Origin of the sequence: Pantoea deleyi, from assembly GCF_022647325.1 — a bacterium.
In the GTDB taxonomy this organism is placed as follows: Bacteria; Pseudomonadota; Gammaproteobacteria; order Enterobacterales; family Enterobacteriaceae; genus Pantoea; species Pantoea deleyi.
On record NZ_CP071405.1, the window covers coordinates 314,718 to 327,152 of the forward strand.

Consider the following 12,435-nt stretch of genomic DNA (forward strand, 5'->3'; position numbering starts at 1 on the left):
CCGGTCAGGCACTAATACAACAGGAATCAGGCTGCAAACGCAACCTGATGATTGTCAGAAGATCTTAGCGGAAAATTGCCGGAATGGCAGGGCGGGCAGACGCCTGTTTGTCGGTCTGCCCCTGACGCCTGCAGCGGCGGGCCTAGCCGAAGTTGACCTGGCGGGTGGCCTGACGTTCAGCCAGGCGCTTCAGCGCCGCATTGAGCAGCACGCCATAGGCGGGCAGGAAGAAGATCATGCAGATCAGCACCTTGAAGCTGTAATCCACCAGGGCGATCTCGACCCAGTGCTGCGCCATAAACGCATCGGGGCTCTTGTAAAAGGCGATAAAGAAGAAGGCCAGCGTGTCGCTGATGTTTCCCAGGAACATGGCGCAGCCCGGTGCGGCCCACCACTGTGGCAAACGGCGCAGGCGGTTAAAGACGTGAACGTCGAGGATCTGACCCAGCGCGTACGCCATGAAGCTGGCGCAGGCGATACGGGCCACAAACAGGTTCATCTGTTGCAGCGCCTGCCAGCCCTGCCATTCCCCCTGGTAAAACAGCGAGGAGATGCCATAGGAGATAAACAGCGCCGGGATCATGACCGCCAGAATAATGCGTCGGGCCAGCGGCGCGCCAAAGATACGCACGGTGAGATCGGTCGCCAGGAAGATAAACGGAAAGCTGAACGCGCCCCAGGTGGTGTGGAAACCAAAGATGGCCACCGGCAGCTGAACCAGATAGTTACTTGAGGTGATCACCAGCAGGTGAAACAGCGACAACCAGAAAAGCGCATGCATGCGCTGACGTGAAGAAAATGCGAGCATAGTCGACCTTTTTAATGTTGGGGTGAGGGAACCCATTGCGCGACACCGTTCGAGCGGGGGCGGGCAGTTTTATGAGTAAAAAGCGGCGGCATCTTATCGCGTTGTGCTTTTTATGCAATGGTTAATTTTAGCGCAATCGTTATCGCCTTGCGTCACCGCCTGCACGCGCTAGAATGAGCGCCCCTTACCTGAACCGAGTCGATTATGAGCGATGCTTTTTCCTCTGCCGACCATCAGCTGGATGCCCGCGGCCTGCGTTGCCCGGAGCCGGTCATGATGGTGCGCAAAACCGTACGCAGCCTGCAGGATGGCGAGACGTTGCTGATCATCGCCGATGATCCGGCGACCACCCGCGACATCCCCGGCTTCTGCCGCTTTATGGAACATGGCCTGCTGGCGCAGCAGACCGACACGCTGCCCTATCAGTTCCTGATCCGCAAAGGCATGGCGGGTTAACGACGGCCGGACAGACCGCCGTTTATCACTCTCCTCAGGCGCGCCGCCGCAGTAACCGCAGCGCGTTGGCGGTGACCAGCGCGGTCGCCCCCGAGTCGGCCAGCACCGCCAGCCAGAGTCCGGTCAGACCCAGCAGGGTGGTGACCAGGAAAATCGCCTTTAATCCCAGTGCGATACCGATATTCTGGCGGATGATGCGGCGGGTCCGGCGGGCCAGCACAATCATCGGGGCGAGATGGCTGAGCTGATTTCGCGTCAGGGCCGCGTCGGCCGCTTCCAGCGCCACATCGGTGCCGCTGCCCATCGCAATCCCCAGGGTCGCCGCCTTCATGGCAGGCGCATCGTTGATGCCATCCCCGACCATCGCCAGCGGCTGCTGCCGGCTCCGTTCACGCACCGCCGCGACTTTGTCGGCGGGCAGCAGGCTGGCGCGATAATCAATCTGCAACTGGTGGGCGATCGTGGCGGCGGCACGCGGGTTATCCCCGGTCAGCATCAGGCTCTCGATCCCCAGTTTTTTCAGCGCCTGCACCGCATCGGCCGCGTCGTCGCGCAGCCGGTCACGCAGCGCCAGCGCACCCAGCACTTCATCCTCGCGCAGCAGCACGACCAGGGTTTCCCCGTCCGCTTCCCGCTGCGCAATCTGCGCCGTCTGCGCGGGCGTCAGGCCAGGCGCATGCGTGGGGGTCAGTAGCTGAACCTGCCGGCCAGCAATTCGGGCGCGGATGCCGCGTCCCGCCAGCACCTGCTGATCGTGCGCCTCAGGCAGCGTCAGATGGCGCGCCTGTGCGGCCGCCACGATGGCGCTGGCCAGCGGATGCGTCGCCCCCTGTTCCACGGCGGCGCTCAGCGCCAGGATCGCGGCTTCGTCGCTTGCGCCAAACCGCAGGATCTGCGTCAGTTCGGGCTTGCCGAGCGTCAGCGTACCGGTTTTATCAAAGGCGATGCAGCGCAGCGAACTCAGCCGCTCCATCGCCGCCCCGCCTTTGATCAGGGCACCCTGACGCGCCGCCGACGCCAGCCCGGACGTGATGGCGGCGGGAACAGAGATCACCAGCGCGCAGGGGCAGCCAATCAGCAGCAGCGTCAGCCCTTTATAGATCCACGGCTGCCACTCGCCTGCGCCAGAGAGCGGCACCCCCACCATGACCAGCAGCGAGAGCAGCATCACCAGCGGTGTATAGAGACGACTGAACCGGTCGATGAAACGCTCAACCGGGGCGCGATGCGTTTCCGCCTCTTCAATCAGCTGCAGGATGCGGTCGATGGCACTCTCACCGGGTTTCGACACCACCTCCAGCTGCACCTGCCGGTCAACGCTGGTGACACCGGCAGGCAGCGTCTCACCGCTGCTCCGCGTCACCGGCAGGGATTCGCCGGTCAGGGCGCTCTCATCGAAACTGGCGATCGTGCTGAGCAAGCGGCCATCGACCGGCAAACGACCGCCTGCGGCGACTTCGATGACGTCGCCGGGTTGCAGCGCTGCGAGCGACACCTCCACACGTTTGCCCTGTTGCAGGCGGGTCGCCGATTCGGGCCGCAGCGCCATCAGGCGGGTAACGCCGCTGCGCGCCCGCGAGGCGGCATAACCTTCCAGCTGCTCGCCCAGCTGAAACAGAACCAGCACCATCGCCGCTTCGGCGTGTGCGCCAATCAACAGCGCACCCGATGACGCCACGGTCATCAGTGTCTCGATGGTAAACGGAGAACCGCTGCGCAGACGCTGCCAGGCTGCGCGGGCCACCGGGATCAGGCCCGTCAGCGTGGTCACCACAAACAGCCGATCGCCCCAGACCGGAGCCAGCCGGCTGAGCAGCGTGCTGGCGGCTACCAGCAGCGCCAGCAGAATCAGCAGCCGGTTGTGCTGCCAGCCTGACGTGGTTTTTGAGGTGGAGGGAGAAGAGGCGGCCGCGAGCCGGAACCCGGCTTTTTTCACCGCCTGTTCAACCGCGTTCTGCACGTCGGTGTCGGCGCTGACCATCAGCTTCTCGCTGCTGAAGAGGACGCGGGCGTCGGTGACGCCATTCACCTGACGAACGGCGGTTTCAACGGTGCGGGCGCAGGCGGGGCAATCCATCCCCTGGATCTGCCAGCTGAAAGGATAAGCGCGGCCTCGCCGGTCGCTTTCCTCCGCCGCATCGGCGTCACAGCCGGGACTGCTGGCGCTGTTACAGCAGCAGCCCGCCGTGTCCGCCGTGACGGGCGTGGCAGCCTGGATTGAAAGGGTAAGGGGACGCGCCTGAGGAACCTGGCACAGCGGTTTTGCGGCGGTGTGGCTGGCGCGGGGTTTGCCACAGCCACAGGCGTGATGGTGTTGCATATGACCTCCGGATAAGGGGATGAGCGACGCTGCCCATCCCGCTATCCTACACTCTGGAGTCGACTCCAGAGTCAAGGCGCTTTTATCAGACCACCCACAGCGAGCGTACGATCATAAAGTGACCGGCAAAGTAGCAGGCGGCGACAATCGCGCTGTCGGCGGCGAAGCGTCGACGGTAGTGCGAGAGGAACCAGACCGCATTCGCCAGCAGCAGCAGTCCGGCCCCGACCATGATGGAGAAGCTGTAATCGGTCGGGCGGAAGAAGTACTGCTCAGTGGCGATCCAGGTCATCACCAGCGTCATACCGATAAAGGTACAGACCGGCCAGCGCAGATCTTCCAGCCGGCTCCAGATGATACCGATCAGGGCAGCACCGATGATCAGCAGCGTCAGCGGAATCGGCCAGAAGAAGGTCATGGTCATGCTGGCGGCAAAGCAGAGGGTATAGAGCAGGTGCGACAGGAAAAAGGCGCCGATGGCATAGAGCATCTGCTGACGCGGCAGCAGCGTTAACGCATCGCCCGCCAGCGTGGCGACCAGACCGGCCAGAATCAGATAGTCCGTGCTCTGCAGTACCGGTGCCTGCCAGGCGAGCCCGACCAGCAGCAGCAGAGTGACCGGTTTAAACAGCCAGCGCTGCCATTGAGGGCCACGATAGCTGGCATCGACATAGAGCCAGCCGGAGAAAAGGACAGCGAGGAAAGACCAGAGCATTGTTTCTCCCTTTTTTACTCAGAATGGTGAAAGATCCCGGAATATCTCTTCCAGTTTAGGTTACGCCTCTGCGATGTGACAATCAGGCAACTCTGGTTGTATGCTTTGCCGCCTGATCCCTCTTCACTGACGCGAGAATGCGATGAGTAAACCGCCGTTAATCTTTGTTATCGTCCTGGCGATCATTGCCGTGCTGGCGACCCGTCAGTTTATTAAGCAACGCCGCGAAGAGACGATGAATGACGCCGCGCCCCCGCGTTCTCTGCAGGTTGAGGTCAGCAGCAAACGCGAATTTCCTTCGCCCAATCGTCGTTCACGACAGCGGGAAGTTATCGCCGGAGAAGAGATGCGCTATGAGGTGCTGTTTCATCCTCTGAACGGCGCCCGCGACATCAGAGTGCAGCTAAAGGAAGGGGAGTATCATCAGCTGGATAAAGGCACCAGGGGCGAGCTGACGATGCAGGGAACGCGCTTTATCCGCTTCACGCCCCTGCCGTAAAGGGGCGGGCAGCATGCCCGCCAGTCCTATTTTTTGCGTGGGAAATGTTTCTTCTGCCAGGCCACCAGTTCAAAGACACCGAACAGGAACACCTTAATCTGCGTAGCGCGGTCAATCGGCGGCGCATCTTTAGTCTGCGTCGCGCGCAGTAAGACGAGCTGCAGACCATGCATCATGATCATGAAAAACAGGGCAACGTTGATGAAATAGGTCAGCGGTTTCGGATAGGGATGTACCACGTTAGCCAGTAAAAATCCCCACACGCATAGCATCAACAGACGCCCCAAATTAAGTAACATCCTGCGTCTCCTGTTGACGTTGATACAAACGATAAGCGACCTGTCCGGCTATTTTCTCGCGATAGAGGTCCCACGCGGGCGGCACCGGCGGCGCGCCATTTTCCACTTCACTTTCCACATAAATCAGCGCCTGATCGGCCAGCCAGTGATTCTGCTCCAGCAGCTGTAACGTCTGTGCCAGCAGGCCCTGACGAAACGGCGGATCGATAAACACCACATCAAAGGGTTCACCGGGCTGTGCCAGCCAGTTTAACGCATTGGTCTGAATCACGGTGCCATTCGTAGCGCGCAGCGTCTGCAGATTTTTTGTCAGCTGCTGCGCCACCGGCCGTTCCAGCTCCAGCAGCGTCGCCGAGCCCGCATAGCGCGACAGGGCTTCCAGGCCTAATGCGCCGCTACCGGCAAAGCAGTCGAGGCAGCGGGCGGCTGGCAGCACCGGGGCCAGCCAGTTAAACAGCGTCTCGCGCACCCGATCGGTGGTCGGGCGCAGTCCGGCACTGTCCGGCACCGGCAATTTGCGTCCACGCCACTGGCCGCCGATGATACGGATCTGCCCGGCACCGCCTGTACTGCGGGGGTTTTTATTCATCTTGCTCACAACTCGTCATAATTTGTTGCGTAGTTTAACGGGCGAATCGGCGAGAAGAAACGTTAAAAAAGGGTGCTGTGGTGAGCTGGCAGGAAAGTGTTAGACTACTGAGTTGCTGAAGTCATGCATTATTCTGCGGTTTACGCCGGTCTGGCGCTGACCAACTTTCATTGATTTACCCCTGGAAACCACGCGCGACCGGGACAAAGCCATCGAGGAGTGTCGTCACACAATGGCAAAAGAGAAAAAACGTGGCTTTTTTTCCTGGCTGGGATTTGGCAAAGAGGAAGAGAAACAACCTGTAGCGGAAGAGCCGACCCCGACGGTCGCGGAACCCGCTCAGCAGCAGACTGAACAGGACGATCCGGCACTCCGCCAGGCTGAAGCGCAGGCGGAAGAGACGGTTGCGATCACCGAAGCGCTGGCTGACCAGCAGCGTGAGGCGGAGGTGACCGCTGCCGCGCCATACGAAGCGGCACCGGCGCAACGGGAAGAGGCTGAGGCCGCTCCTGAAGTGCAGGCGGATATCGCCGCCCCTGAACATGACGCGACGCCGGTTATCGACGCCGACGACGTGATCACGCCGATCGCCGATGACGCGCCGACAGATGCGCCGTTAAGTGACGATGAGCTGACCGCGCTGGCGCTGGGCGATGCAGAGGTCGTGGAGACCCCGCACCACGCAGACGCGGCCCCGCTCTCTGACGATGAGCTGACCGCGCTGGCGCTGGGCGATGCAGAGATCGTGGAGACCCCGCACCACGCAGACGCGGCCCCGCTCTCTGACGATGAGCTGACCGCGCTGGCGCTGGGCGATGCAGAGGTCGTGGAGACCCCGCACCACGCAGACGCGGCCCCGCTCTCTGAAGACGAGCTGACCGCGCTGGCGCTGGATGACGCCGACGCGACGGAGACCGCCCCCGCAGAGTCGTTAGCCGATACCGTCAGCGATCTTCCGCTGGCCGCCGCGCCACTCATCGCGCAGGAGCAGGAGCGTCCGGGCAAAGAGGGCTTCTTCGCCCGCCTGAAGCGCAGCCTGGTGAAAACCCGTCAGAACCTCGGTTCCGGGTTTATCAGCCTGTTCCGTGGCAAAAAGATTGATGATGACCTGTTTGACGAGCTGGAAGAGCAGTTGCTGATTGCCGATGTCGGCGTGGAAACTACGCGTCGCATCATCGCCCATCTGACCCAGCAGGCAAACCGCAAGCAACTGCGTGATGCAGAAGCCCTGTATGGCCTGCTGAAGGCGGAGATGGCCACAATCCTGGCGAAGGTCGATGCGCCGCTGGACGTCTCAGGCAAAACGCCGTTTGTTATCCTGATGGTAGGCGTCAACGGCGTCGGTAAAACCACGACCATCGGTAAGCTGGCGCGCCAGTATCAGGCCGAAGGCAAGTCGGTGATGTTAGCGGCGGGCGATACCTTCCGTGCGGCGGCGGTGGAGCAGCTGCAGGTGTGGGGCCAGCGCAACAACATTCCGGTGATTGCACAGCACACCGGCGCAGATTCGGCATCGGTGATCTTCGATGCGATTCAGGCCGCTAAATCGCGCGGCGTTGATGTGCTGATTGCCGATACCGCCGGTCGTCTGCAGAACAAATCGCACCTGATGGAAGAGCTGAAAAAAATCACCCGCGTGATGAAAAAGCTGGACGATTCCGCTCCGCATGAAGTGATGCTGACGCTGGATGCCAGCACCGGACAGAATGCGGTCAGCCAGGCACGACTCTTTAACGAAGCGGTCGGCCTGACCGGGATTGCGCTCACCAAGCTGGACGGCACCGCCAAAGGCGGCGTGATCTTCTCGGTGGCCGATCAGTTCGGTATTCCGATTCGCTACATCGGCGTCGGTGAAGGCATTGAAGATTTACGCCCGTTTAAGGCGGACGATTTTATTGAGGCACTGTTTGCCCGAGAGGACTAATTAGGATGATTCGCTTTGAAGAGGTCAGTAAGGCATATCTCGGCGGACGTCAGGCGCTGCAGGGGGTCGATTTTCATCTGCGCCCTGGCGAAATGGCGTTTCTGACCGGCCACTCCGGAGCCGGTAAAAGTACCTTGCTGAAGCTGATTTGTGGCATTGAGCGCCCGAGTGCCGGAAAAATCTGGTTCAGCGGCCATGACATTTCGCGCCTGCGTAACAGCGAGGTGCCGTTCCTGCGTCGTCAGATTGGCATGATCTTCCAGGATCACCATCTGCTGATGGATCGTTCGGTCTATGACAACGTGGCGATCCCGCTGATTATCTCCGGGGCCAGCGGCGAAGATATCCGTCGTCGCGTCTCGGCGGCGCTCGATAAAGTCGGGCTGCTCGACAAAGCGAAAAGTTTTCCGATTCAGCTCTCTGGCGGTGAACAGCAACGTGTGGGCATCGCCCGTGCGGTGGTGAACAAGCCGGCCGTGCTGCTGGCCGATGAACCGACCGGTAACCTCGACGACGCGCTCTCTGAAGACATTCTTCGTCTGTTCGAAGAGTTTAACCGCGTCGGCGTCACCGTTCTGATGGCGACGCATGACAGCGGCCTGATCGCCCGGCGCAACTACCGGATGATGACGCTGAATCAGGGACGTCTGCACGGAGGCCACGATGGTCAATAAACGCATTAAACGCCCGGCTGCGCCGAAAGCTAAGCAGCCGTCGAAGAGTAAAGCGCTGAAGGGCGGCTGGCAGGAGCAGTGGCGCTATGCGCTGCGCGGCACGCTCTCGGACATGTGGCGTCAGCCGCTGGCGACCCTGCTGACGGTGATGGTCATCGCCATCTCCCTGACGCTGCCCAGTGTCTGCTATATGGTCTGGAAGAACGTCAGCCAGGCGGCTACCCAGTGGTATCCGGCTCCGCAGTTAACCGTCTACCTCTCTAAAACGCTGGATGACACGGCGGCAGAAAACGTGGTGGCGCAGCTCAAGCAGGTCGAAGGGGTGGATAACGTCAACTACCTGACGCGGGAAGAGGCGCTGAACGAGTTCCGCAACTGGTCAGGCTTTGGCGGCGCGATGGATATGCTGGAGCAGAATCCGCTGCCCGCAGTTGCCATCATTACGCCGAAACTGAATTTCCAGAACTCAGACACCATGCAGAGCCTGCGCGATCGGGTCACTAAAGTGCAGGGCGTGGATGAAGTGCGCATGGACGATAGTTGGTTTGCCCGCCTGGCGGCGCTGACCGGGCTGGTCGGGCAGATCGCCTCCATGATTGGCGTGCTGATGATCGTGGCGGTGTTCCTGGTGATTGGTAACAGCGTCCGGCTCAGCATTTTTGCCCGGCGTGACACTATCAACGTGCAGAAGCTGATAGGCGCGACCGACGGCTTTATCCTGCGTCCGTTCCTCTACGGCGGGGCGCTGCTGGGCTTCAGCGGCGCGGTGCTGTCGCTGCTGCTGTCGGAAGTGCTGGTACTGCGACTGCAGTCGGTTGTCGCCAGCGTGGCGACCGTCTTTGGCACCACCTTCTCGCTGGAAGGCTTCTCGTGGGATGAGGCGCTGCTGCTGCTGCTGATTGCGGCCATCATCGGCTGGGTCGCGGCCTGGCTGGCAACAGTCCAACATTTACGCCGATTTACGCCGCAGTAAACGCCTGCAACATTTTTTTGTTATAATGGTCCTCTGCTACCGACAAAGGGTGCAGAGGATCGCTTCCCCCTCTTCCCTTCCTGTCATCTGTGTGTAAAATATTCACCGGTAAAATTGAACTTGTGGATAACTTTGCCACTCTAAGTAGCACAGATTGCTTTCGGATTTCGCGCGACGTTGACTTACTGTATCGTCTGCGCAGGGAAATGTGCGGCAATTCCACTGAATTTGTGAGGGTTTGAATGACCAAAGAAATGCAAACTTTAGCTATTGCTCCTCTTGGCAACCTGGAGTCTTACGTCCGGGCGGCGAACACCTGGCCGATGCTCTCGGCTGAAGAGGAAAAAGCGTTGGCTGAACGGCTGCATTACCAGGGCGATCTGGATGCGGCTAAGACGCTGATCCTGTCTCACCTACGCTTTGTAGTTCATATCGCTCGTAACTACTCCGGCTACGGCCTGCCACAGGCGGACCTGGTGCAGGAGGGTAACATCGGCCTGATGAAAGCGGTCCGTCGCTTCAACCCGGAAGTGGGCGTGCGTCTGGTTTCGTTTGCCGTGCACTGGATCAAAGCCGAGATCCATGAATATGTGCTGCGTAACTGGCGCATCGTGAAAGTCGCGACCACCAAAGCACAGCGCAAGCTCTTCTTTAACCTGCGTAAAACCAAGCAGCGTCTGGGCTGGTTCAACCAGGATGAGGTCGAGATGGTGGCGCGTGAGCTGGGCGTCAGCAGCAAAGACGTGCGCGAGATGGAGTCGCGGATGGCCGCTCAGGATATGACCTTTGATATGTCTGCCGATGATGAGAGCAGCGAAGGTCGTTCGATGGCTCCGGTGCTCTACCTGCAGGATAAAACCTCTGACTTTGCTGACGGCATCGAAGAGGATAACTGGGATGCGCACGCGGCTGACAAGCTGAGCTATGCGATGGAAGGTCTGGATGAGCGCAGTCAGCACATCATCCGCGCCCGCTGGCTGGACGAAGATAACAAAACCACGCTGCAGGAGCTGGCCGATCAGTATGGCGTGTCCGCCGAACGTGTGCGGCAGCTCGAAAAGAACGCCATGAAAAAACTGCGTATGGCGATCGAAGCGTAACGGACCTCAACACCGCAAGGGGCGACAGAAATGTCGCCCTTTTTGTTTTCCCCTCTCTCTGCTCAGCCGCTGGCGCTTACTCTGACGACCCTATCCAGCCATCGCTCTGCGCCCGAAAGCCACACGCCTGCATGAACGCCGCCCGCACCTGCTGATCGTCACTGCCATCATCGGCGACCCACCAGTCCGTGATGGAGCCGTTCTGCCTGATCGTCTCCTCCAGCAGATACTGACCAACGCCGCGTCGCCGGGTGACATCGCGCACCGTCAGCCGGTGGATCCTGCCGTGCGTGCCGGCGATCTCCAGCTGCAGACCGGCCAGCAGCCGGTCATTGAAGCGCGCAGCATAGAGACGATGTCGCTCATCCAGACGCTGCTCCAGTTCTTCCATCTCCAGATCCGGCCAGATTTTGCCCAGATCGATGCGGTCCTGTGCGGTCAGCATAGTCACCCGCTGAATAGTGAGCTTCATAACAAAAACCTCTGTAATAGGGGAATGTGTAGCGAAAATGTACAACCCGCGCGCCACCACATTTTCATCAATAAAACAGGTCAAAAGATGGCCTGGATGCCAGGATGATAGTTGTAAACAGCGACAGCGAATGACCACCCAGCATAACGCGCTGGCAAAGTGGTGAAAAACCGGCCATTGCCTCCAGTGTATTATGCTGTTTCACTCAGTCAATTCTGAATATGTCAGTTGATTTACAGAAGAAACTTCCTGTTTAATAACCTGAAAAATAAAGCCTTATTACTAATAAATGCCAGAAAAGTATGCTAACTCATTCATGCTTAATCAGTTTTCCACTTTATCTGGCAGCGCAAACACTCACAACATACACGATAAAACAGATGGGGTAGTCAGGATGAAAATGAAAGGTCGCGCATTACTGGCGGGATGTGTAGCACTGGCGATGAGCCATGCGGCGCTGGCTGAAGATATCAAGGTGGCGATTGTTGGCGCCATGTCGGGGCCGGTGGCGCAGTATGGCGATATGCAGTTCGCGGGCGCTACCCAGGCGATTGAAGATATCAATGCCAAAGGCGGCGTTAACGGTAACAAGCTGGTAGCGGTGAAATATGACGACGCCTGTGACCCGAAACAGGCCGTGGCGGTCGCGAACAAGGTCATTAACGACGGCATCCGCTATGTGATCGGCCATCTCTGCTCATCCTCGACGCAGCCCGCTTCTGACATCTATGAAGATGAAGGCGTGCTGATGATCACCCCGGCCGCGACCGCGCCAGACCTGACCTCCCGCGGCTACAAACTGATTATGCGCACCACCGGCCTTGACTCCGATCAGGGGCCGACGGCGGCAAAATATGTGATGAGCGAGCTGAAACCGCAGCGTATCGCCGTCGTACACGACAAGCAGCAGTATGGCGAAGGCCTGGCGCGCGCCGTGCAGGAGAGCCTGAAAAAGCAGGGCGCGAACATCGTGATGTTTGAAGGGATCACCGCCGGGGACAAAGATTTCTCCACGCTGGTGGCTCGCTTCAAGAAAGAGAACGTCGATTTCGTCTACTTCGGCGGTTACTACCCGGAAATGGGCCAGATCGTCCGTCAGGCGCGTGCGGCAGGTCTGAAAACCCAGTTCATGGGGCCGGAAGGCGTGGGTAACGCCTCACTGTCGAACATTGCCGGTGCCGCGTCTGAGGGCATGCTGGTGACCCTGCCAAAACGCTATGACCAGGTGGCGACCAACCAACCTATCGTGGATGCGCTGAAAGCGAAGAAACTGGATCCGACCGGTCCGTTCGTCTGGACCACCTACGCCGCACTGCAGTCGCTGGCGACCGGCATGGAGCGCAGTAAGAGCGCCGAGCCGGATGCCATCGTGAAAAACCTGAAAGAGGGTGCCGCAGTGCCAACCGTAATGGGCAACCTGAACTGGGATGAGAAGGGCGATCTCAAGGGCTTTGAATTCGGCGTCTTCAAATGGCATGCCGATGGCACCTCGACCGCTGTGAAGTAAACCAGGTTGTTTTCGGGTAGAGGACAGACCGGGTAACCGGTTTGTCTGACCTGTGACATGAACGCCTGGCACCTCACTGCCAGGCGTTTTTTGTACCCC

The 12,435-nt window shown here is 59.6% G+C and carries 13 protein-coding genes; 7 read left to right on the forward strand and 6 right to left on the reverse strand.

Going from position 1 to position 12,435, the window contains the following annotated elements; genetic code table 11:
- Window positions 1-142: 142 nt before the first annotated feature.
- Window positions 143-808, reverse strand: a complete 666-nt coding sequence (locus tag J1C59_RS01425) for a 7-cyano-7-deazaguanine/7-aminomethyl-7-deazaguanine transporter (protein ID WP_128085046.1) — start codon at window positions 806-808, stop codon at window positions 143-145.
- A 204-nt stretch (window positions 809-1,012) separates the two neighbouring features.
- Between J1C59_RS01425 and tusA the strand changes: the two genes are divergently transcribed.
- Window positions 1,013-1,264, forward strand: a complete 252-nt coding sequence (gene tusA, locus J1C59_RS01430; RefSeq protein WP_010253330.1) for a sulfurtransferase TusA — start codon at window positions 1,013-1,015, stop codon at window positions 1,262-1,264.
- 34 nt (window positions 1,265-1,298) lie between these two features.
- Here the strand turns inward: tusA and J1C59_RS01435 are convergent, their stop codons facing one another.
- Both J1C59_RS01435 and J1C59_RS01440 read right to left on the reverse strand, forming a co-directional pair.
- Window positions 1,299-3,584, reverse strand: coding sequence for a zinc/cadmium/mercury/lead-transporting ATPase (locus J1C59_RS01435; RefSeq protein WP_140917391.1), 2,286 nt, complete (start codon window positions 3,582-3,584; stop codon window positions 1,299-1,301).
- A gap of 85 nt (window positions 3,585-3,669) precedes the next feature.
- A complete protein-coding gene (locus J1C59_RS01440; RefSeq protein ID WP_128086066.1) occupies window positions 3,670-4,299 on the reverse strand; it encodes a lysoplasmalogenase in 630 nt (209 codons plus the stop codon).
- 142 nt (window positions 4,300-4,441) lie between these two features.
- Here J1C59_RS01440 and J1C59_RS01445 point away from each other — a divergent pair, with 142 nt between their 5' ends.
- Window positions 4,442-4,798 (forward strand): DUF2500 domain-containing protein, encoded by a 357-nt coding sequence (locus J1C59_RS01445; protein WP_128086065.1) that lies wholly within the window; start codon window positions 4,442-4,444, stop codon window positions 4,796-4,798.
- Between the two features lie 26 nt (window positions 4,799-4,824).
- Here the strand turns inward: J1C59_RS01445 and J1C59_RS01450 are convergent, their stop codons facing one another.
- Entirely contained in the window at window positions 4,825-5,097 is a 273-nt protein-coding gene (locus J1C59_RS01450; protein WP_128086064.1) for a DUF1145 family protein, read from the reverse strand.
- Window positions 5,087-5,686, reverse strand: coding sequence for a 16S rRNA (guanine(966)-N(2))-methyltransferase (rsmD, locus tag J1C59_RS01455; RefSeq protein WP_140917390.1), 600 nt, complete (start codon window positions 5,684-5,686; stop codon window positions 5,087-5,089). The genes J1C59_RS01450 and rsmD overlap by 11 nt, the downstream gene beginning before the upstream one ends.
- Window positions 5,687-5,918: 232 nt before the next feature.
- Between rsmD and ftsY the strand changes: the two genes are divergently transcribed.
- The 4 genes from ftsY to rpoH all read left to right on the forward strand — a co-directional run bounded on the left by ftsY (window position 5,919) and on the right by rpoH (window position 10,357).
- Window positions 5,919-7,610, forward strand: coding sequence for a signal recognition particle-docking protein FtsY (ftsY, locus tag J1C59_RS01460; protein WP_140917389.1), 1,692 nt, complete (start codon window positions 5,919-5,921; stop codon window positions 7,608-7,610).
- A gap of 5 nt (window positions 7,611-7,615) precedes the next feature.
- Window positions 7,616-8,284 (forward strand): cell division ATP-binding protein FtsE, encoded by a 669-nt coding sequence (gene ftsE, locus J1C59_RS01465; RefSeq protein WP_128086063.1) that lies wholly within the window; start codon window positions 7,616-7,618, stop codon window positions 8,282-8,284.
- On the forward strand, window positions 8,274-9,257 hold the full coding sequence (ftsX, locus tag J1C59_RS01470; protein WP_003852199.1) for a permease-like cell division protein FtsX: 984 nt from the start codon (window positions 8,274-8,276) through the stop codon (window positions 9,255-9,257). The genes ftsE and ftsX overlap by 11 nt, the downstream gene beginning before the upstream one ends.
- A gap of 242 nt (window positions 9,258-9,499) precedes the next feature.
- Window positions 9,500-10,357, forward strand: coding sequence for an RNA polymerase sigma factor RpoH (gene rpoH, locus J1C59_RS01475; protein ID WP_010253314.1), 858 nt, complete (start codon window positions 9,500-9,502; stop codon window positions 10,355-10,357).
- A 76-nt stretch (window positions 10,358-10,433) separates the two neighbouring features.
- On the opposite strand, the gene panM is transcribed toward rpoH, so the two are convergent.
- The gene (gene panM / locus J1C59_RS01480) at window positions 10,434-10,829 is read right to left on the reverse strand and encodes an aspartate 1-decarboxylase autocleavage activator PanM (RefSeq protein WP_128086061.1); all 396 of its coding nucleotides are present in this window, start codon (window positions 10,827-10,829) and stop codon (window positions 10,434-10,436) included.
- 394 nt (window positions 10,830-11,223) lie between these two features.
- On the opposite strand from panM, the gene J1C59_RS01485 reads away from it, so the two are divergent.
- On the forward strand, window positions 11,224-12,336 hold the full coding sequence (locus J1C59_RS01485) for a branched-chain amino acid ABC transporter substrate-binding protein (protein ID WP_128086060.1): 1,113 nt from the start codon (window positions 11,224-11,226) through the stop codon (window positions 12,334-12,336).
- Window positions 12,337-12,435 lie beyond the last annotated feature (99 nt).

Excerpts from the sequence above, each read along its gene's own strand:
- J1C59_RS01425 (WP_128085046.1), bottom strand. The coding sequence starts at position 808 with ATGCTCGCATTTTCTTCACGTCAGCGCATGCATGCGCTTTTCTGGTTG.
- tusA (WP_010253330.1), top strand. The coding sequence starts at position 1,013 with ATGAGCGATGCTTTTTCCTCTGCCGACCATCAGCTGGATGCCCGCGGC.
- J1C59_RS01435 (WP_140917391.1), bottom strand. The coding sequence starts at position 3,584 with ATGCAACACCATCACGCCTGTGGCTGTGGCAAACCCCGCGCCAGCCAC.
- J1C59_RS01440 (WP_128086066.1), bottom strand. The coding sequence starts at position 4,299 with ATGCTCTGGTCTTTCCTCGCTGTCCTTTTCTCCGGCTGGCTCTATGTC.
- J1C59_RS01445 (WP_128086065.1), top strand. The coding sequence starts at position 4,442 with ATGAGTAAACCGCCGTTAATCTTTGTTATCGTCCTGGCGATCATTGCC.
- J1C59_RS01450 (WP_128086064.1), bottom strand. The coding sequence starts at position 5,097 with ATGTTACTTAATTTGGGGCGTCTGTTGATGCTATGCGTGTGGGGATTT.
- rsmD (WP_140917390.1), bottom strand. The coding sequence starts at position 5,686 with ATGAATAAAAACCCCCGCAGTACAGGCGGTGCCGGGCAGATCCGTATC.
- ftsY (WP_140917389.1), top strand. The coding sequence starts at position 5,919 with ATGGCAAAAGAGAAAAAACGTGGCTTTTTTTCCTGGCTGGGATTTGGC.
- ftsE (WP_128086063.1), top strand. The coding sequence starts at position 7,616 with ATGATTCGCTTTGAAGAGGTCAGTAAGGCATATCTCGGCGGACGTCAG.
- ftsX (WP_003852199.1), top strand. The coding sequence starts at position 8,274 with ATGGTCAATAAACGCATTAAACGCCCGGCTGCGCCGAAAGCTAAGCAG.
- rpoH (WP_010253314.1), top strand. The coding sequence starts at position 9,500 with ATGACCAAAGAAATGCAAACTTTAGCTATTGCTCCTCTTGGCAACCTG.
- panM (WP_128086061.1), bottom strand. The coding sequence starts at position 10,829 with ATGAAGCTCACTATTCAGCGGGTGACTATGCTGACCGCACAGGACCGC.
- J1C59_RS01485 (WP_128086060.1), top strand. The coding sequence starts at position 11,224 with ATGAAAATGAAAGGTCGCGCATTACTGGCGGGATGTGTAGCACTGGCG.